We start from the raw sequence: 20,179 nt of genomic DNA on the forward strand, positions 1-20,179 counted from the left end.
TGTTCCGATGAACACCCGTGCGCCCACAATGTAAACAGATTCTAGGAAGACCGACCGAAAGGCCGCGTTGGTAATGCTTGACTCCGATACTCAGATGAAACTGATTGCTAATAGGCGCAACTGGGATGCTCGCGCTCCAATCCACGTGCTCAGCAAGTTTTACCAGGTCGGCAACCGCGACCCGATGAGCTGGTTTGCACCCTTCGAGTGGCGTGATCTCGGCGAGCTCGAAGGTCGTGATGTCCTGCACCTTCAATGCCACTTAGGCACGGAGACAATGGCATTCGCGCTCCAGGGCGCGAGAACCACGGGGCTCGATTTCTCGCATATGTCTTTGCACGAGGCGCGCCGCGTCGCACGTGAGGCTGGATTATCAATCGAGTATGTGCACGCCGACGTGTACGACGCCGTCGAAGCGTTGGGCGGGAAACGCTTCGACATTGTCTACACGGGAAAGGGCGCGCTCTGTTACCTGCCTGATTTGACGGCGTGGGCTCACACGGTAGCGCTTCTACTGAAACCGGGCGGTTTCTTGTACCTTGTGGAGTTTCATCCAATACTGAACGCGCTCGGGCCCACCCAAACTCCCGGCCGCTCTGACGATTTGGTGCTTCGCCACGACTATCTGGGCGGTCGTGGGGCCATCGAACGTGACACCAGCCATAGCTATACCGACGGTCCAGCGCTGGCCGGCGACACTGTGCACTACGAGTGGCCACACGGCCTGGGCGAAGTCGCCACCGCCATCGCGCAAGCCGGATTCACTATCCGAAGTCTTACCGAGACCTGCCTTCTTCCTTGGCGGCGCTGGCCCTCGATGGTTCGATCCGACGGCGGGTGGTGGGCGATGCCGGAAAGCGGACCCCAGTTCCCGGTCCTCTACGGGCTCAAGGCAACGACGCCGTAAAGGAGGCCGGCCGCACTCCGAACTCAACAGATAAATCGCGACTCCACACCAAATCGGCGGCGGAGCGCAGTAATCGGGCCGGATTGCGGCACAGCGCCTGTGCGCGAAGCCCATTTCATCGAAACGGCCACGTGCGCAATCTGTCCCGAGTGTTGCGTGCGGTGGCTGTCCATAGCGTGTTCAGCCGACCTACCGTCGGCGTGGTAACTGACTGACGTCACCAGGGGAGATAGCAGTGTCAACTGACTTCGAGGGAAAGGTCGCCTTCATCACCGGTGCGGCGCGCGGGCAGGGTCGCTCGCATGCCGTCCGCTTCGCCGAAGAAGGCGCCGACATCTTGGCCGTCGACATATGTCGACAGATCGACAGCGTTGGCTATCCGATGGCCACACCCGAGGACTTGGACGAAACTGTCAATCTCGTCGAGAAGACCGGCCGCCGCGTCGTGGCCGAGCAGGTCGATGTTCGCGACTTCGGCAAGCTTCAAGCCGTTGTGGCCGAGGGCGTATCCGAACTCGGGCGAATCGACTTCGTCTTGGCCAACGCTGGAATCTTGCCGATGGTGGGCGCCCAGGCCCAGGAAATTTCGGCCTTCAATGATGCGGTTGACGTGATGCTCAAAGGTGTGTATCACACCATCGAAGCGGCACTACCCGCCCTCCTGCAGCACGGTGACGGTGGAGCCATCGTGATCACCAGCTCAACCGCCGCCCTTTCGGGCATGCACACACGGTTTGGTATGAAGACTCAGGGGGCCTTAGGCTACATCGCCGCAAAGGAAGGTGCTGTCGGGTTAATGCGGTATTACGCAAATATCCTCGGAGAGAAGAATATTCGTGTCAATACAGTGCATCCGACCGGTGTCGCCAGCCCGATGATCATCAACGAAGCGGTCGACCGGCTAGTGGCGGATAACCCCGGATACGAAGCGGCACTGGCAAATCTCATGCCCGTCGCGCTTATCGAGGTAAGCGACGTCAGCGACGCGATGGTGTATCTCTGCGGCCGCTCGGGCCGCTACATCACCGGCATCACCTTGCCGGTCGACGCCGGAAATGCCATCAAGTAGCCAGCATGTGAGCCACACATCTGCGCGGACTCCGGATGACCCTGATGTGGAGCCATTTCCGATGCCGGAAAGAAACACGAGAGTCGTGCAGTGTTTGCTGAAAGCACGCCGCGGCGTTACAAACCGAAGCGCCCGGCAAGGTGGCGCATTCCGCGACATCGCGACTAGCAACGGTAAACGCTGTATCTGCATCCATGAGCCGGCGATGCACGCGGCGGCTGAATGTTCTTTGCCACACCACGATCGGGCCGTTACGTCGCCATAACATCGGTTTGGTTGCAGCAAGGTTTCCAACGCTATCTGGACACGTCGCCCATGCCATACCTGCATGAGGTCCGGCTCCGGCGAGCGCACCAGACGCTGCTGGAGTCCAACCCGTCAACGGTCACGGTGGCGTCAGTCGCCCATCGGTGAGGCTTCAACAACCTTGGCCGCTTCGCCAGCGCGCATGCCAAGCGCTACGGCGAGGCACCCTCGGTGACCCTGCGCACGGCGCTCGGCCCTACACGATAGTGACACAGCACTCTGCGTGCTGCGTCCAAATAGCTGCGCTCATCGGCTAGGTGGTTCGCGGCGATTCCCTTACCGTCGGGTTGGTGTCCAATGAGTCATTGCCGATACCAGTAGCCAAACCATGAGCCGTGCGGAAGCTGGCCCCACCCAGCACATTCCGGACCACCTGATCACCGCGCTGAACAGCCGGCTGGCCGGCGACGCGGTGCATCCACGCCATCACGACTACCAACGAGAGCGCCGAATCTGGAACTACATGATCGACCGCTATCCGGCGCTGGTGGTGCGATGCGCTACCGACGTCGATGTCGCCACAGCGATCGCATTCACCCGCGAGCGGGCCATCCCGCTCGCGGTGAGGGGCGGCGGCCATAGTGTCGCCGGATACTCCATGGTCGATAACGGCGTCGTCATCGGCCTCGGCCGAATGCGCCAGATCACCGTCGATCCCGACGCCGGGCGGGTGCGAGTCGGCGGCGGTTGCTTGCTCGGTGACATAGACCGTGCCACACAAGCTTTCGGCCTCGCTACGCCGGCCGGCGTCATGTCGCAGACCGGGGTCGCTGGCCTTGCGCTTGGGGGTGGCATGGGCTGGCTGAGCCGCAAGCACGGCCTCACGTGCGATCACTTGATCTCAGCCAGGGTGGTGCTGGCTGACGGCAGTGTCGTGACCGCCAGCGCCAGTCAGAATCCCGACCTGTATTGGGGGCTGCGGGGAGCCGGAGCCAACTTCGGTGTGGTGACGCAGTTCGAATTCGCAACGCAGAGAGTGGGTACGACGCTGCCGTTCGGCATCGCGCTGTACCGCATCGAAGACGCTGCGGCAGCGATCCGCCATCACGGACAGACGATGCTGCGCGCTAGCGATGACCTCAAAGTGATGGTCTACCTACGCCGCGCGGGGACGACACCCGGCGTGCCGGACGAGCTGTTGAATGCGCCGGTGTGCATGTTCGTGAGCGTATGGACGGGAGATCCGGCGGACGCCGAAGGTGTGTACGAGCAATTGTGGGCGGGGGCGCCGAGAGTGTTCGAGAAGATGCAAATCCTGCCGTATGTTGCGCTGCAGTCATTGAACGACGGCGACATCGGGCCCGGTGCATGCAATTACACAAAAGGTGGCTACGCCCGCGAGATGACTGACGGCTGCATCGAAGCGCTCGTTGAGGCTGCGAACCGAATGCCCAACGAATTCTCAGCGATCGAGTTCGGCTATCAACACGGCGCCCAGGACCGACTTGGCGAAGACGACACCGCCTTCACCGACCGTCACGCCGATTACCTCATCAACGTGCTGGGACGATGGCGACCGGAAGACGACCCGGGGCCGCATATCGATTGGGTGCGCGATACTTTCGCCAGTGCAGCACCATGGCAGACCGGGGGGCTGTATTCGAATTTCATGGCCGTCGACGATGGACACCGTGTACGAGAAGCCTATCGAAACGGCAAGTACGAGCGGCTGGCGGCAATCAAGGCTACGTACGACCCTGACAACGTCTTCAGCAACAACCCGAACGTCCTGCCGGCGAAATGACACAAATCTCGCGCATCACTTCGATGCATCGCAGAATAGCGAATTGTTTGCGCGGGTTGGGCGGGGCTGTGATCACGCGGCGTGCTAGCAGTGATGGAGCCCTTGCGACCCGAAACGGCTGAAGTCGCCGGTCAATTGGCCGCACTCAACGGGCTGTACTTCGGTGTGACCGGCCGAGCTGGCACCTGGACCGCGCATGACATTGCCGGCTGGCAGCGCGGCGCGGGCTTGCATCCTCAAGCGGAATCCCTCACGTCGAGCGATGGCGACACGGGCTGCACGCCGCCCTGGCGATCGCCGCTAGCCCGGCAGCACCGGCGCCGCGCCGGGAATCGTCAGCCCGGGCACGTTCGACCAACCCCGCTGACCGTCGGCGGACGGCGAATACTGCAGCACCCCTTCGGGACCCGCGACATACGCCGTGGACGGGTTGGCCACCACGGTCGTCACCGGCATCTGCAGGCCGCGGGCCGGCGCGTCGGAGTTCACCCCGTCGATGTTCACGTACGAGACCGGATGGTTGGCGTCGGTGCGGGTCACCACGATGTCGTCGCCGGTGCGCCAGGACAGCGACACCACCGAGTTGCCCAACCCGAAACCCAGTCGGCGTGGATAGGTCAGGGCGTACTGCCCGGCCTGGGTCTGCTCGACGCTGGCGAGGATCACCTGGCCGCCGATCACCATCGCGGCCCGCGTGCTGTCGCGGGACAGCTGCAGGTCGGTGATCGGCCCCGGGAACCGGGTGGCCACCGCGACCGAATCCACCGGAATACGCGCGGGTTGCCCCGACGCCGGCTCCTGAATCGCCCGCAGCACGTTGTTGCCGTCGACCACCACCCAGACCACGTCGTCCAGCGACCAGGTGGGCCGCGACAGGCTGTGCCCGTCGGCGGACTGCACCGCTTCAGCACCCAGATCACCGATCCACAACGAGGCCGCCATGTCCGGGGCGCCCCGGTGCAGCGTCACCACCGACGCCACCTCCCGGCCGCTGCGCGACAGCGCGGCGCCGGTTTGGTCGCCCATACGGCCGAACGCCCCCTGCACCATCGCCGTGTGCTGACCGTCCAGGGACACCAGCGAGCCGTTCACCAACGCGTGCAGCCCGACGCCCGCGCCGTCGGCCACGCCGGGGTCGGTGGCGGCGACATCGGAGGTGGTCCACCCGTCGCGGAACCGGTCGTCCAGCGGCGCACCGTCGGCGTTGATCACGTACGGGCCCCTGATATCGGCCCTGGCAAGAGTCCAGATGATCTGTGCTGCAACCAATTGCCTGCTGTGCGGGTCGGTGGTGGACAGCTTCTCCAGATCGACGCGTGCCCCGCCGTAACCGTGGCCGATCCCGCTCTTGCCGCCGTCGGCCCGGGTCACCGGGCCGCGCAGCCGCAGTGGCGGTGCGAGCAGATTGCGCACCGTATGGGCCATCTCGGGCCGCGGTCCGGCGATCTGCTTGGAGACCAGTTCGGTGGCCAGCTGGTCACGGTCGGGCACCGCGACATAGCGCGGATCGGGAACCACCGTCTTGCCGGTCGGATCGGCGAAGTAGAGCGTGTTGCGTTTATAGGTCGCCTGAAACTGCTGCCAGTCCAGGAAGACCCCGTTGGGCAAGCGGTCGATGCGCCAGCCGCCGGAGGTCTTGACCAATTCGATCGGCCCAGGGTCGGGCAGCACGCCCTCGGCGGTTTCGAACACCCCCATGTCGGACAGCGAGCCCAGTATGTCCGCCCGCATGGTAGCCGAAACACGTTCGGCCGCACGGGTTTCGACGAACACTACGTGGTCGATCAGTAGTGCGCTACCGGCGTCGTCCCACGCGTTGGATGCCGACTGGGTGAGAAACTGGCGCGCGGCCAGGTGCCGATTCGCCGGATCGGCTGTGGCCTTGAGGAATTCGCGCAGCAGCACATCGGGGTCCATGCCCGGGGTCGGTTTGGGCAGGTTCGACGGCGCCGGCCGCTCGACGGTGCCGATGGCCTGCGGCGCCGACGAGCTGGGCACCCCGGCGCAGCCGGCGAGCAGCACCGCCAGCATCAGCAGGCCCAACAGTCGCCGCATCACAGGGTCCTCTCGGCGTGCTCACGCTGGCGCGGCGGGCGTTCCTTGCGCTCGGGCCCCCCGGCCTGCGGGTCGGGTTGCCCACCTGGCTGGGAAGGCTGCGGGTTCGGTTTCATAGGCAGCGGACTGGTGGTGACCTTGTGACCGCGAACCAGCGGGAGTGTCAGCCGGAAGCACGAGCCGTCGCCCGGTTCGCCCCACGCCTCGAGCCTGCCCTGATGCAGCCGGGCGTCCTCGATGCTGATCGCCAGGCCCAGCCCGGTGCCCCCGGATCGGCGAACCCGCGAGGGGTCCGCACGCCAGAACCGGCTGAACACCAGCTTCTCCTCACCGGGCCGCAGCCCGACCCCGTAGTCGCGGACGGTGACGGCGACCGTGTCCTCGTCGGCGGCCATCCGGATCTTGACCGGTTTGTGCTCGGCGTGGTCGATGGCGTTGGCGATCAGGTTGCGCAGGATGCGTTCCACCCGGCGGGTGTCGACCTCGGCGATGACCGCTTCTGTCGGCAGGTCGACCTGGAGTTCGATGCCGGCGTCTTCGGCCAGATGCCCCACGTTGCTCAGCGCGTTCTGCACGGTGGTGTGCAGATCGACCGCCTCGACGGATAGCTCGGCGACACCCGCGTCGTGCCGCGAAATCTCCAGCAGGTCGTTGAGCAGCGACTCGAAGCGGTCCAGCTCGTTGACCATCAACTCGGTGGAGCGAGCCAGCGTCGGATCGAGGTCCGCGCTGTGGTCGTAGATCAGATCCGCGGCCATTCGCACCGTGGTCAGCGGGGTGCGCAGCTCGTGGCTCACGTCAGAAGTGAAGCGGCGCTGCAGGTTACCGAACTCCTCCAGCTGGGTGATCTGACGCGACAGGCTTTCGGCCATGTCGTTGAAGGACATCGCCAGGCGCGCCATGTCGTCCTCGCCGCGCACCGGCATGCGTTCCGACAGGTGCCCCTCGGCGAACCGTTCGGCGATGCGCGACGCCGATCGCACCGGCACCACGACCTGACGCGATACCAGCAGCGCGATCCCGGCGAGCAGCACCAGCAGCACGGCGCCGCCGGTGATCATGGTGCCGCGCACCAGCTGGATGGTGGCCTGCTCGTTCTTCAGCGGAAAGATGAGGTACAGCTCCAGGTTGGCCACCTGCGACGACGCCGGGGTGCCGACGATCAGCGCCGGGCCCGAGAACCCATCGGTGTGCACGGTCGCGTATTGGTAGGACGCCTGGCCGGCCTTGACGAAGCCGCGCAAGGAATTTGGCACCTGATCGACGGGGCCGGCCGTGGTCGCCGCGCGGGGCCCGTCGCCCGGCACCATCAGGACCGCGTCGAAGGCACCGGCCGTCCCGGCGCCGGAGGCCGAATCGGTCTTGGAGGTCAGCGTGTTGCGGGCCAGTTGGAGGCTGCTGTCGAGCGAGCGCGCCTCTTCGCCATTGACGATCCCACCGACGGTGGTGCGCGCGCGTTCGATCTGCTCGATGGCGCCCTTGACCTTGACGTCGAGCACGCGATTGGTGACCTGACTGGTCAGCACGAAGCCGAGCGCCAGGATGACCGCCAGTGACAGCCCCAGCGTCAGCGCGACGACCCGCAACTGCAACGAGCGGCGCCAGGCGATGGCCACGGCCCGACTCACTGCCCCCATGCCGCGAGTCATGGGGCCGGAGCGCCCCCAGCGGCTCCGAGTGCGTCGCCGGGAGCCCCAGATCACCGCCGGAGCTCCTCCCTAACGCGACGCTCTACAACGTCGCCGCCGGTGCCGAAGCGCCGCTCCTCAGCATCGCTGCGCTCTGCATCGTCGCCGCCGGTCACGGAGGTCCGGCCTTGTAACCCACTCCTCGAACGGTCAACACCACGGTCGGGTTCTCAGGGTCTTTCTCGACCTTGGCCCGCAGACGCTGGACGTGCACATTCACCAGGCGGGTATCCGCCGGGTGACGATAGCCCCACACCTGTTCGAGCAGCACATCACGAGTAAACACCTGCCGCGGTTTGCGCGCCAACGCGACCAGCAGGTCGAACTCCAGCGGGGTCAGGGAGATCTGCTCGCCGTTGCGGGTGACCTTGTGCGCCGGCACGTCGATCTCCACGTCGGCGATGGACAGCATCTCGGCGGGCTCGTCGTCGTTGCGCCGCAGCCGCGCCCGCACCCGGGCCACCAGTTCCTTCGGCTTGAACGGCTTCATGATGTAGTCGTCGGCACCCGACTCGAGGCCCAGGACCACGTCGACGGTGTCGGTCTTGGCGGTCAGCATCACGATCGGCACGCCCGAATCGGCGCGCAACACCCGGCACACGTCGATGCCGTTCATGCCGGGCAACATCAGGTCCAACAACACCAAATCGGGGCGCAGTTCGCGCACCGCAGTCAGGGCCTGGGTGCCGTCACCGATGACCGCAGTGTCGAAACCCTCCCCACGAAGCACGATGGTGAGCATCTCGGCTAGCGAAGCGTCGTCATCGACGACCAAAATCCTTTGCCTCATGGAGTCCATGGTGTCACCAGATCGGGACAAAATTGGGGCGCCACACGGGCGTTTCTTCTTCGATAGGGCCAAATCGTGACAAATTTGTGCTATCCGGCCATCAAACCGGCGGCCAAACGACCCGGATCGACGTCTTTGTCGACGACGTGCCACGGGCCGCCCCAGCCCGCGGCGGCCAGCCCGGCGTAGACCGCACCGGTGCGTAGCTGAAGGTCGTCGTCGCGTTCGTAGCTGTCGCGCGGCCGGCTCGGATCGGACTCGGCCCGGCTGCGCGCGCGCTGCCCGGCCAGCTCGGCCGGCACCGCCAGCAGCACCTGCCAGTCGGGCGCGGGCAGCCCCAGCCGCCGGTACTCGAGGCCGTGCACCCAGGCCACCGCCGGCCCGGCCGCGTCCTGGTGCAGGCGGGCGGCGGTGTAGGCCGCGTTGGAGGCGACGTAGCGATCCATGATCACCACGTCGTTCTCGCGGCGCAGCCCCTCGAGGTACTCGACCGCCGCGGCGCGGTCGAGCGCGAAGAGGGTGGCCATCGCGTAGACCGACGACGCCAGGTCTCCGTGCTCGCCGTGTAGCGCCTCGGCCGCGATGTCGGCCGTCACCGACCGCCCGTACCGCGGGAAGGCCAGCATGGCCACCGATCGTCCGGCCGCCTCAAACGCCGCGCGCAGCCCTTCGGACAACGTGCGCTTGCCGGCGCCGTCGACGCCTTCGATCGCGATCAGCACGGCGCGAGCCTAGCGCCCGCCGACTGTGCGGCCGTCCGCACAGTCGCCACCGAATCTGCGGCTGTCCGCACATTCGGTGACAAGCGGCGGCTCAGTAGCGGTAGTGGTCGGCCTTGTAGGGGCCGTCGACGTCGACGCCGATGTATTCGGCCTGCTCCTTGGTGAGCTTGGTCAGCTCGCCGCCGAGGGCTTCCACGTGGATGCGGGCCACCTTCTCGTCGAGGTGCTTGGGCAGCCGGTAGACCTCGTTGTCGTACTCGTCGTTCTTGGTCCACAGCTCGATCTGCGCGATGACCTGGTTGGAGAAGCTGTTGCTCATCACGAACGACGGGTGCCCGGTGGCGTTGCCGAGGTTCAGCAGCCGGCCCTCGGACAGCACGATGATCGACTTGCCCGTGTCCGGGAAGGTCCACAAATCGACCTGCGGGCGGATGTTGGTCTTGGTGGCGCCGGACTTCTCCAGCCGGGCGATCTGGATCTCGTTGTCGAAGTGGCCGATGTTGCCCAGGATGGCCTTGTCCTTCATCGCCTTCATGTGCTCGAGGGTGATGATGTCCTTGTTGCCGGTGGTCGTGATGATGATGTCGGCCTCGCCGATCATGTCCTCCACCCGCTTGACGTCGAAGCCCTCCATCAGGGCCTGCAGGGCGTTGATCGGGTCGATCTCGGTGACGGTCACCCGCGCGCCCTGGCCGGCCACGGACTCGGCGGAACCCTTGCCCACGTCGCCGTAGCCGCAGATCAGGACCTTCTTGCCGCCGATCAGCACGTCGGTGCCGCGGTTGATGCCGTCGATCAGCGAGTGCCGGCAGCCGTACTTGTTGTCGAACTTGGACTTGGTGACCGAGTCGTTGACGTTGATCGCCGGGAAGGCCAGGTCGCCGGCCGCGGCGAACTGGTAGAGCCGCAGCACACCGGTGGTGGTCTCCTCGGAGACGCCCTTGATCGACGCGGCGATCTTGGTCCACTTGTCCTTGTCGGTCTCGAAGCGCTTGCGCAGCAGGTTCAAAAACACCCGGTGCTCGGCCGAGTCGTCTTCCTCGTCGGGCGGCACCACGCCGGCCTTCTCGTACTGCGCGCCGCGCAGCACCAGCATGGTGGCGTCACCGCCGTCGTCCAGGATCATGTTCGCGGGCTCGCCCGGCCAGGTCAGAATCTGCTCGGCCGCCCACCAGTACTCCTCGAGCGTCTCGCCCTTCCAGGCATACACCGGAACGCCCTTGGGCTCCTCCGGGGTGCCGTGCGGGCCGACGACCACCGCGGCCGCGGCGTGGTCCTGGGTGGAGAAGATGTTGCAGGACGCCCAGCGGACCTCGGCGCCCAGCGCGACAAGGGTCTCGATCAGCACCGCGGTCTGCACGGTCATGTGCAGCGAGCCCGAGATGCGCGCGCCCTTGAGCGGCTGCACGTCGTGGTACTCGCGGCGCAGCGACATCAGACCCGGCATCTCCTGCTCCGAGAGTTCGATGTCCCGGCGACCGTAATCCGCCAACGACAAATCGGCGACCTTGAAATCGATGCCGTTTCGAACGTCGGGGGTGAGTGCGTTTTCGGTCGTCGTCATAGCTTCTCTTCCTTCTTTTTTCTGCCGTCCGGGGGCTCGCTTGGATCCAAGCGGTAATTAGCTTAGGTATGTTCTTGCGCCACTGTAGTCGTGCGCGCCCGCGCGGTACGGGCCAGGGAAGGATCAGGGAACGTTGATGACGCCGTGTCGCTCGGCGAACGGCGTCATCAACCGCGCCAGATCAGCGGCGACGTCGTGGTCGGCCTCGGGCGGCATCGACACGTAGCTCAACGCCAGCCGCACGATGGCACGCGCCAGCACGCCGGCGTCCTCGTCGCTGGTGGCCACCCAGCTATCTGTCAGCGCGGTGGTCAGCCGTTCGGAGGCGCCGGTGATGATGGGGGCGCTGTCGGTGGTGATGATCTGCAGCAGGTCCGGTTTGGCGACGCCGGTCAGCAGCGAGATCACCAACGGGTCGGCCGACAGCTCGGTGAACAGGTCGCGGAACCCCTGCAGGAACGCCGCATAGATGTCGCCGACGTGGGCCTGCAGCGCGGCGTTGACGGCGTCGACCAGACGGTCGGCCAGGCGCAGGCCGTACCCCTGCGCCAGCCCCTGCCGGGAGCCGAACTCGTTGTAGATGGTCTGCCGGCTGATGCCCGCGGCGCGGGCGACGTCGGACAGGGTGATCGCCGACCAGTCCCGGGTTCCCAGCAGATCCCGCATCGCATCGAGCACCGAGTCGCGCAGCAGGGCGCGCGACGCCTCGGCGTACGGCAACCGCTTCACAGGCGCGACAATAGCGGCTTGCGAGCCGAAATCTGTTCTTTCGCTAATGGCCGCGGCGGTGCGGGCGGCGGTCATAGCGCCGCTCCTCCTCATCGCTACCCTCTGCATCGTCGCCGGCGGTCACGAACGGGCGACCTCCACCATCTCGAAGTCTGTTTTCGCCGCGCCGCAATCCGGGCAGCTCCAGTCCTCCGGGATATCGTCCCACCGGGTTCCGGGCGCGATGCCGTCCTCCGGCCAGCCCTTGGCCTCGTCGTACTCGAATCCGCATTGCACGCAGATGAAGAGCTTGTAGTCCTCGCTCATCGGGTTCACTCCTCTCCGATTGCCTATCCAACTGTCGTAGTTTCGAAATCGACCTTCTCGCGCACCGCGCAATCGGGGCAGCACCAGTCGTCGGGAATATCAGCGAAGGGCGTGCCCGGCCGAAAGCCTTCCCGCGGAGCGCCTTTCGCCTCGTCATAGGTGTAGTCGCAGCCGGGGCAGCGGTAGGCGGTCATGCCCGGGCCCCCTGGGCCCCGTAACGCGCCAGCAGCTTCGCGCGCAGCCGGGGCGCAAGGTTGACCCGGGTGATGTCACCGTCGTAGTGCGCCAGTACCCGGTGGTCCATCACCTTGCGCCACAGCGGCGGGAAGTAGGTCAGCGAGATCATCGACGCGTACCCGCTGGGCAGGTTGGGCGAGCCGTCCAGGCTGCGCAGCGTCTGGTAGCGCCGGGTCGGGTTGGCGTGGTGATCGCTGTGCCGCTGCAGGTGGTACAGGAACAGGTTGGTCACCACGTGGTCGGAATTCCAGCTGTGCACGGGGGTGCACCGCTCGTAGCGGCCGCTCGAATTCTGTTGCCGCAGAAGGCCGTAGTGCTCCAGGTAATTGACCGACTCGAGCAGGCTGAAACCGAAGACCGCCTGGATGATCACGAACGGGATCAGCGCCGGCCCGAAGACCGCGATCAGCAGCCCCCACAACACCACCGACAGGGCCCAGGCGTTGAGCACGTCGTTGGACGGGTACGTTTTGGGATTCCACGGACTGTTTCCCAGCCGGCGAATCCGCTGCGCTTCCAGCCGCAGTGACGAACGCAGGCTTCCGAAGACGCTGCGCGGCAAGAACTCCCAGAAGGTCTCCCCGAAGCGCGACGACGCCGGGTCCTCCGGGGTGGCCACCCGCACGTGGTGGCCGCGGTTGTGCTCGATGTAGAAGTGGCCGTAACAGGTCTGCGCCAGGGTGAGCTTGGACAGCCAGCGCTCCAGCGAATCCTTCTTGTGGCCCATCTCGTGCGCGGTGTTGATGCCGACGCCCCCGAGCACCCCGACCGACAACGCCACGCCGAGTTTGCCGGCCCACCCCAGCGGGCCGTCATACCCCAGCCAGCTCAGGTTCGAGGCGGTGAACAGGTAGGCGCCGAAGACCACGCTCAGGTACTGGAACGGGATGAACGCGTAGGTGCAGTAGCGGTAGTACTTGTCGTTCTCCAGCTGCTCCATCACCTCGTCGGGCGGGTTCTGCCCGTCGGGGCCGAAGCGCAGGTCCAGGATCGGCAGCAGCACGTAGACCAGGATCGGCCCGATCCACAGTGGCACCTGCGCGGCGGCATGCCAGCCGAGCCGGTTCAACGCCCAGATGAGCGGCACCATCACGAACAACGCCGTCGGCGCGATCAGGCCCATCAGCCACAGGCGGCGCTTCCTGTCCCGCCACACGGGGGCGCCGCTTCTCTCGTCTACCTGCGGCTCGAATGTGGTCATATGCCAAACCTCCTTGTGAGTCACACCACGTTGAGGTTGGACAATACCGGCGTTTGCGTCTCCTGTCTAGACAAACACCATTGTTTTGTAAAGTACGCCGTTACGGCACCGGGCTGTTGGGATCGGCCTCGAGCTCGTCGCTGCGCGCCGGCTCCGATTCCCGGCGTCCCTGGACCGAGTGCCGGTAGCCGTACCCGGCGTAGATCGCCGTGCCGACCACCAGCCAGACGGCGAACCGGACCCAGGTGAGCGCGGTGAGGTTGAGCATCAGCCACCCGCAGGCGGCGATCGAGGCGATCGGAAGCAGCGGTACCCATGGCGCCTTGAAACCACGCTCCAGGTCCGGCCTGGTCCGGCGCAGCACGATCACGCCGGCGGAGACCAGGACGAAGGCGAACAACGTTCCGACGTTGACCATCTCCTCGAGCTTGGTGATGGGGAACACCGACGCGGTCACGGCCACCACCAGGGCCACCAGCACGGTGATCCGCACGGGGGTGCCCCGCGTGCCGGTCTTGGCCAGCGACCGCGGCAACAGACCGTCGCGCGCCATCGCGAACAGCACCCGGCACTGGCCGAGCATCAGCACCATCACCACGGTGGTCAACCCCGCCAGCGCGCCGATCGAGATGATCTTGCTGGCCCAGTGAATGCCGTTCGCGGTAAAGGCCGTCGCCAGGTTCGCCTGGCCGCGGCCCGGAACCGTTTTGAGTTCCGTGTAGGACACCATGCCGGACAGCACGATCGCGACCGCGACGTAGAGCACGGTCACGATGCCCAGCGACGCCAGGATCCCGCGGGGGACGTCGCGCTGCGGATTCCTGGTCTCCTCGGCCATGGTGGCCACGATGTCGAACCCGATGAACGCGAAGAAGACGATGGACGCCCCCGCCAACAGGCCGTACCAGCCGTAGTGGCTGCTGTGCGCCCCGGTCAGCAACGACAGGACCGACTGGTCGATGCCGTTGGCCTCGTGACTCGCCTCAGGCTTGGGGATGAACGGCGAGTAGTTGGACCGCTTGATGTAGAAGGCGCCGACCACCACGACGAACAGCACGACCGACACCTTGATCGCGGTGACCACCGCGGAGAACCTCGACGACAACTTGGTGCCCAACGCGATCAGCGTCGCCACCCCCGCGACGATCACCAGCGCGCCCCAGTCCACCTGGGCCGAACCGAATCCGACTGTGCCACCGGCAAACCCGAACACCGTACCCAGGTAGCTCGACCAGCCCTTGGCCACCACGGCGGCGCCGATCGCCAATTCCAGCAGCAGGTTCCAGCCGATGATCCAGGCCAGGAACTCCCCGAAGGTCGCATACGAGAAGGTGTAGGCGCTACCGGCCACCGGCAGCGTCGAGGCGAACTCGGCGTAGCACAACGCCGCCAGCGCGCAGGTTCCCGCCGCGATCACGAACGACACCCAGATGGCCGGACCGGTGATGTCGCCGGTCGTCGAGGCGGTGACCGTGAAGATGCCGGCGCCGATCACCACCGCGACGCCGAAGACGACCAGGTCCCACCAGGTCAGCTCCTTGCGCAGCTTGGTGTCCGGATCGTCGGTGTCGGCGATGGATTGTTCGACCGACTTCGTCCGCCATCGATTGGCCATGCAACCGCCTTTCCCCAACGCTGGGAGCCATTGGTCCGACACAGTACTGGGTACTCCCCGCAAATGCCGGACAGCAAAGCAAACACGAGGGACCATGCGGTGGTCGTCGGCGGGAGCATCGCCGGATTGTGCGCCGCGCGGGTGCTTTCGGACGCGTATTCGCGGGTGACGGTCTACGAGCGCGACGAGTTGCCGGCGATCCCGGCGAACCGGGCGACGGTGCCCCAGGACCGCCATCTGCACATGTTGATGGCGCGCGGGGCGATCGAATTCGAGAACCTCTTCCCCGGCCTGCTCGACGACATGGTGGCCGCCGGCGTGCCCAAGCTGGAGAACCGGCCCGACTGCATCCACCTGGGCGCCGCGGGCCATGTCCTGGGCACGGGGCAAACCCTGCGCGACGAATTCACCGCCTACGTGCCCAGCCGCCCGCATCTGGAATGGCAGCTGCGCAAACGGGTTCACGACCTCGACAACGTCACCATCGTGCGGCGCTCGGTGGCCGAACCGCGGTTCGACCGCGTGGGACAACGGGTGACCGGCGTGCTGGTGGATCCCGTCCATCCCGACGACGGCGAGCCAGAATTCATAGCCGCCGACCTCGTCGTCGACGCGGCGGGGCGGGGCACCCGGCTGCCGGCGTGGTTGACGCAATGGGGATTCGCGCGCCCTGTCGAACAGGCCGTCGACATCGGCATCAACTACGCCACCCAGCAGTTCCGCATCCCCGACGGGCTGATCGCGGAGAAGGTCGTGGTCGCCGGCGCCTCCCACGACCAATCCCTGGGGCTGGGCATGCTGTGCTACGAGGACGGCACCTGGGTCCTGACCACCTTCGGCGTCGCCCACGTGAAACCGCCGAGGACCTTCCCCGAGATGCTGGCGCTGGCCGAACAGCTGCTGCCCGCCCACTTCACCGCGGCGCTGGCGCGCGCCGAGCCGCTCGGCGATCCCGCTTTCCACGCCTTTCCGGCCAGCAAGTGGCGCCGCTACGACAAGCTGGACCGCTTCCCGGGCGGCATCGTCGCCTTCGGCGACGCGGTGGCCAGCTTCAACCCCACCTTCGGGCAGGGCATGACGATGACCTCGTTGCAGGCCGGCCATCTGCGCCGCGCGCTGCAAGGCCCCGACGATCGACTGGCCGCCGTGCTCAACCGGGCCACCGCCAAGAGCACGTTTCCGGTGTGGATGATGAACGCCATCGGCGACATCACCTTCCACCACGCCGCCACGTCGGGACCGATTCCCTGGTGGTGGCGTCCCTCCGGTGCGCTGTTCGACCAATTCCTGGGGGCCGCCGAAACCGAACCCGTTCTGGCGGAATGGTTTTTGCGCCGGTTCTCGCTGCTGGACAGCCTCTATATGGTTCCGCCACCGCGGATCATCGGCCGTGCCATCGCGCACAACGCCGGGCTGTGGCTGGGTCAGCGGCGCCGGACCCCTACAGCCCTACCGTCGCCCTGAACAGCTTGCTGGGCTCGTGCGCGACCAGCCGAATCGGGGCGTCGTCGGCCGCCACCCAGGCGGCCATCCCCCGCTTCAGCGTCAGCGAACCGGATTTGCCGTGCACCGTCGTGCAGCCCTGGATGCACAACAGGATCTGCGGCCCGTCGTGGCTGCACGTCGCGTCCACCTCGTGGCCGACGTACTCCTCCTCCAGCTCCAACAGCGCGACGGCGAACTCGTCCGCCGGCGTCTCATAGATCAGCCCGAAGCCCTCGCGGCGAATGTGCGGCCGCAGCTGCTCCTCGGTGGTGGGCGCGAAGTCGAGCACCCGCAGCAGCTCGGGTACGTCGACGTGCTTGGGGGTCAGGCCACCACGTAACACGTTGTCGGAGTTGGCCATCACCTCCACCGCGAAACCCCGCAGATAGGTGTGCAGGTTGCCGGCCGACACGAAGATGGCCTCACCCGGGGCCAGGCTGACGCGGTTGAGCAGCAGCGCCGCCAGCACCCCGGCATCGCCGGGATAGCGTTCGCCGAGCTCGAGCACCGTCTTGGCCTCGGCCGCGAATTCCGTTGCCCCCGAACTGAGGTAGGCGATGGCGCCGTCGAGCACGGCGGGCACCAGCACGTCGATGTCGGGCTGCGGCGCGGTGATCCACGTGGTGAACAGCGCGCGCAGACCGTCGGCGTCGGACTGGTCGTTCAGCAGGTCGATGAAGGGGTCGAGGTCGGAGACGGCCAGCGCCTGCAGCAACTCGACCGTGCGCGACGCGGGGCGGAACCCGGCCAGCGCCTCGAACGGGTGCAGCGCCACCAGCAACTCCGGCTTGTGCGAGGTGTCGCGGTAGTTGCGCACCGGCGAGGTCAGCGGGATGCCGACCCGCTCCTCGCGCAGGTAACCCTCGGCCGCCTGCGCGGCGCTCGGGTGCGCCTGCAACGACAGCGGCTCGTCGGCGGCCAGCACCTTCACCAGGAAGGGCAGCACGTCACCGAAGCGGGCCCGCGACCCCGGCCCGAGCTGACCCTCCGGGTCGGCGTCGAGCGCCTCGAGCAAGGTGATCTCACCGTTGCCGGTTTCCAGCCAGGCCGGATCGCCCGGGTGGGCGCCGAACCAGAGCTCGGCCTCCGGATGCGCCGCCGGAACCGGACGCTCGGTGAACTCGGCGATGGCCGTACGCGAACCCCACGCGTACGTTCTCAAGGCCCCGCGAAGCACTTCCACTGTCTTCTTTATCCCCGCACCAGTCGCATGTAAACCGCGGCCATCTCCAGCCGGACGGCTAATACTGCCAGCTGCTGCTCGGCGCGACCGGGGCCCCCCAGCGCAGGCGAAACGCCGGAACCCGCCGCGCCGCCGGGTCCGTCGGGCACATCCTCGGCGGCGAGCAGGTACACGTCGTCGAGCCCGGCCGTCCGGGCGGCCACCAGCGTCTGCTCGGACGCCAGGATGACCGCCAGCACCCGCAGCCGCTGCGGCAGCGGCCCGTCGATCTCTTCGTCGTGGAACAGGGCGGCGTCGGGATCGTCAAGGCCGCTCGACGCCGCGGCGCGCAGGCCGACCACCGCGTCCGCCAGCCCGGTGGCCGGGATCACCTGATTCGCGACACGCAGCAGCACCGAGCTGCCGTGCCGCGCCAGCGCCAGCGTCGCGGCGCCGTCGCCGGCCAGCGCGATCTGGCGATCGGCGATCCGCGCGGCCAGCAGCTTGGCCGGATTGGTGAACAGCTCGCGGGCGGCGCTGTTGCGCAGCGCCTCGGCGTCGAGCTCGTCGGCGAGCAAGCCCAGGTCGACGCTGGGCCGCGGGTCCACGGCGTGCAGCACGGCCAGTCCGACGGCCAGATAACGGCACAGCCCGAATTCGTCGGGAATCCCCAGCCGGGGCGCCAGGATCGCCGCGCGCCCGGCGGTGGCATCCCGCAGCGGACCCTCGAAGGGCGCCGCCACTACGACCCGCGCGCCGCGGCGCGCGCCGGTCGCGGCGGCGGCGACCAGCGCCGGGTCGGCGGGGTCGTCGCCCGCGACGATCAGCACGTCGAGCGGGCCCATCCACGGGGGCGCCTCGGCGGCGAGGGTGAACGGCTGGGACGCCACCGCCCCCAGCGTCGCGGCCAGCATCACCCCGGCGGTCTCGGCGGTGCCGCGACCGGCCACCCAGATCACGCTGCGCGGACGGTCCTCGACCCGCAGCGGGTCCAGCGCGCCCTCCTGGACGGCGGTGGCGACCGCACGCACCTGCGCGCCGGCCGACGACGCCGCCCGCAGCAGGCCATCGCGGTCGGCGGTCAGCAGGCCCTCGGTGTCTTCGAGATCGATCGCCCCGGTGGCGTTCACGGAGCGGCCTTCGCGCGCGACGTCTGCGCGGCGATTTCGGCGCTGATCTGGGCGACCACCGCGTCGACATCCTCGGCGGTGCGGCCCTCCACGTTGAGCCGCAGCAACGGCTCGGTGTTGGAGCTGCGCAGGTTGAACCAATTGCCGTCGCCCAGGTCCGCCGTCACCCCGTCCACGTGATCGAGGGAGTGGATGCGGGCGCCGAACGATCTCAGCACGGCTTCGGTGCATTGCGCGGCGTCGGCGACGGTGAAGTTGATCTCGCCCGACGATTCGTAGCGCTGGTAGTCCGCGGTCAGCTCCGATAACGGGCGGTCCTGCTCGCCGAGCGCGGCCAGCACGTACAGCGCCGCCAGCATCCCGGAGTCGGCGCCCCAGAAGTCGCGGAAGTAGTAGTGCGCCGAATGTTCGCCGCCGAAGATCGCGCCGGTGTCGGCCATCAGCGCCTTGATATAGGAGTGGCCCACCCGGGACCGCAGCGGCGTGCCGCCGCGCTCGCTGACCAGTTCGGGCACCGCGCGGGAGGTGATCACGTTGTGGATGATCGTCGCGCCGATCTCGCGGCCCAGCTCCCGGGCGGCCACCAGGCTGGTCACCGTCGACGGCGACACGGGGTTGCCGCGTTCGTCGACGACGAAACAGCGATCGGCGTCCCCGTCGAACGCCAGCCCGATGTCGGCGCCGGTCTCGCGCACAAACGTCTGCAGGTCCACCAGGTTGGCGGGTTCGAGCGGGTTGGCCTCGTGATTGGGAAAGGAGCCGTCGAGCTCGAAGTACAACGGCAACAACGTGATCGCGCCGATCGGGCCCAGCGCCGCGGGCGTGGTCAGACCGGCCATGCCGTTGCCGGCGTCCACGGCCACCCGCAGCGGGCGCAGCCCGGAGGTGTCCACCAGGGACCGCAGGTATTGCCCGTAGTCGGCCAGGACGTCGCGGTCGGTGACCGTTCCGGGCTGGCCGTCGTAGCCCGCAGAGCCCTCGATGCCGGCAATCACGTCGTCGGCGATGACGCGCAACCCGCTCTCGGCGCCGACCGGTTTGGCCCCCGCCCGGCACAGCTTGATTCCGTTGTAGGCGGCCGGGTTATGGCTCGCGGTGAACATCGCGCCGGGGCAGTCCAGCAACCCGGAGGCGAAGTAGAGCTGATCGGTGGAGGCCAAACCGATGCGCACCACGTCGAGACCCTGGCCGGTGACGCCGGAGGCGAAGGCGGCGGCGAGCGTGGGCGAACTGTCGCGCATGTCGTGGCCGATCACCACTTGGCCGGCCCCCTCGGCGCGCATCAGTCTGGCGAAGGCTGCGCCCAGATCGGTGACCAGCGGCTGGTCGAGCTCTTCGCCGACTAGACCACGCACGTCGTACGCCTTGACGACACGGTGGACAGTCGCGGCGGGCCGAGACATGGGGGACTCCTGACGACGTGAACTCTTGGCCGTCAGCCTATCGGGCCAAAGAGAACACGAGCCGGC

Annotated in this window: 17 protein-coding genes; 4 read left to right on the plus strand and 13 right to left on the minus strand. The window is 67.1% G+C overall.

What is annotated here, in order from left to right; all coding sequences use genetic code 11:
• The first annotated feature begins 94 nt into the window (after window positions 1-94).
• The 3 genes from A5775_RS00190 (at window position 95) to A5775_RS00200 (ending at window position 4,026) form a co-directional block, all read left to right on the plus strand.
• Window positions 95-907, plus strand: coding sequence for a class I SAM-dependent methyltransferase (locus A5775_RS00190; RefSeq protein ID WP_231995080.1), 813 nt, complete (start codon window positions 95-97; stop codon window positions 905-907).
• Between the two features lie 235 nt (window positions 908-1,142).
• On the plus strand, window positions 1,143-1,976 hold the full coding sequence (locus A5775_RS00195; protein WP_067245378.1) for a mycofactocin-coupled SDR family oxidoreductase: 834 nt from the start codon (window positions 1,143-1,145) through the stop codon (window positions 1,974-1,976).
• Window positions 1,977-2,610: 634 nt separating this feature from the next.
• The gene (locus A5775_RS00200) at window positions 2,611-4,026 is read left to right on the plus strand and encodes an FAD-binding oxidoreductase (protein ID WP_082952814.1); all 1,416 of its coding nucleotides are present in this window, start codon (window positions 2,611-2,613) and stop codon (window positions 4,024-4,026) included.
• A 300-nt stretch (window positions 4,027-4,326) separates the two neighbouring features.
• Here A5775_RS00200 and lpqB read toward each other — a convergent pair whose 3' ends face one another.
• The 10 genes from lpqB to A5775_RS00245 all read right to left on the minus strand — a co-directional run bounded on the left by lpqB (window position 4,327) and on the right by A5775_RS00245 (window position 14,933).
• Window positions 4,327-6,081 (minus strand): MtrAB system accessory lipoprotein LpqB, encoded by a 1,755-nt coding sequence (gene lpqB, locus A5775_RS00205; protein WP_197512269.1) that lies wholly within the window; start codon window positions 6,079-6,081, stop codon window positions 4,327-4,329.
• On the minus strand, window positions 6,081-7,784 hold the full coding sequence (gene mtrB, locus A5775_RS00210) for an MtrAB system histidine kinase MtrB (RefSeq protein ID WP_082952815.1): 1,704 nt from the start codon (window positions 7,782-7,784) through the stop codon (window positions 6,081-6,083). The genes lpqB and mtrB overlap by 1 nt, the downstream gene beginning before the upstream one ends.
• A 97-nt stretch (window positions 7,785-7,881) precedes the next feature.
• Window positions 7,882-8,568: a two-component system response regulator MtrA gene (mtrA, locus tag A5775_RS00215; protein WP_007168097.1), complete on the minus strand. Its 687-nt coding sequence runs from the start codon at window positions 8,566-8,568 to the stop codon at window positions 7,882-7,884.
• An 80-nt stretch (window positions 8,569-8,648) separates the two neighbouring features.
• Complete coding sequence (locus A5775_RS00220) at window positions 8,649-9,281, minus strand: dTMP kinase (RefSeq protein WP_067245392.1); 633 nt, start codon at window positions 9,279-9,281, stop codon at window positions 8,649-8,651.
• Window positions 9,282-9,372: 91 nt separating this feature from the next.
• Complete coding sequence (ahcY, locus tag A5775_RS00225; RefSeq protein ID WP_067245407.1) at window positions 9,373-10,845, minus strand: adenosylhomocysteinase; 1,473 nt, start codon at window positions 10,843-10,845, stop codon at window positions 9,373-9,375.
• Between the two features lie 123 nt (window positions 10,846-10,968).
• The gene (locus tag A5775_RS00230; RefSeq protein ID WP_156660516.1) at window positions 10,969-11,649 is read right to left on the minus strand and encodes a TetR family transcriptional regulator; all 681 of its coding nucleotides are present in this window, start codon (window positions 11,647-11,649) and stop codon (window positions 10,969-10,971) included.
• A 45-nt stretch (window positions 11,650-11,694) separates the two neighbouring features.
• Entirely contained in the window at window positions 11,695-11,880 is a 186-nt protein-coding gene (locus A5775_RS00235; RefSeq protein ID WP_067245698.1) for a rubredoxin, read from the minus strand.
• 23 nt (window positions 11,881-11,903) lie between these two features.
• Entirely contained in the window at window positions 11,904-12,074 is a 171-nt protein-coding gene (locus A5775_RS24490; RefSeq protein WP_082952816.1) for a rubredoxin, read from the minus strand.
• A complete protein-coding gene (locus tag A5775_RS00240; RefSeq protein ID WP_067245413.1) occupies window positions 12,071-13,318 on the minus strand; it encodes an alkane 1-monooxygenase in 1,248 nt (415 codons plus the stop codon). The genes A5775_RS24490 and A5775_RS00240 overlap by 4 nt, the downstream gene beginning before the upstream one ends.
• Window positions 13,319-13,418: 100 nt before the next feature.
• Window positions 13,419-14,933 carry an APC family permease gene (locus A5775_RS00245; protein ID WP_067245416.1) on the minus strand — a complete coding sequence of 505 codons (1,515 nt, stop codon included), beginning with the start codon at window positions 14,931-14,933 and terminating at the stop codon, window positions 13,419-13,421.
• A gap of 99 nt (window positions 14,934-15,032) precedes the next feature.
• On the opposite strand from A5775_RS00245, the gene A5775_RS00250 reads away from it, so the two are divergent.
• Window positions 15,033-16,397 carry an NAD(P)/FAD-dependent oxidoreductase gene (locus tag A5775_RS00250; RefSeq protein WP_197512271.1) on the plus strand — a complete coding sequence of 455 codons (1,365 nt, stop codon included), beginning with the start codon at window positions 15,033-15,035 and terminating at the stop codon, window positions 16,395-16,397.
• Here A5775_RS00250 and manA read toward each other — a convergent pair.
• Genes manA through A5775_RS00265 form a run of 3 tightly spaced genes read right to left on the minus strand, consistent with a single transcriptional unit; the run spans window position 16,375 to window position 20,113 of the window.
• Window positions 16,375-17,601, minus strand: coding sequence for a mannose-6-phosphate isomerase, class I (gene manA, locus A5775_RS00255; RefSeq protein WP_067245423.1), 1,227 nt, complete (start codon window positions 17,599-17,601; stop codon window positions 16,375-16,377). The two genes, A5775_RS00250 and manA, sit on opposite strands and share 23 nt — an antisense overlap.
• Before the next feature lie 8 nt (window positions 17,602-17,609).
• The gene (locus A5775_RS00260; protein ID WP_067245425.1) at window positions 17,610-18,710 is read right to left on the minus strand and encodes a TobH protein; all 1,101 of its coding nucleotides are present in this window, start codon (window positions 18,708-18,710) and stop codon (window positions 17,610-17,612) included.
• Window positions 18,707-20,113: a phosphomannomutase/phosphoglucomutase gene (locus A5775_RS00265; protein WP_067245440.1), complete on the minus strand. Its 1,407-nt coding sequence runs from the start codon at window positions 20,111-20,113 to the stop codon at window positions 18,707-18,709. Before A5775_RS00265 ends, A5775_RS00260 begins: the two co-directional genes overlap by 4 nt.
• Window positions 20,114-20,179 lie beyond the last annotated feature (66 nt).

The sequence above is a fragment of the Mycobacterium sp. 852002-10029_SCH5224772 genome, from assembly GCF_001667315.1.
Taxonomy (GTDB): domain Bacteria; phylum Actinomycetota; class Actinomycetes; order Mycobacteriales; family Mycobacteriaceae; genus Mycobacterium.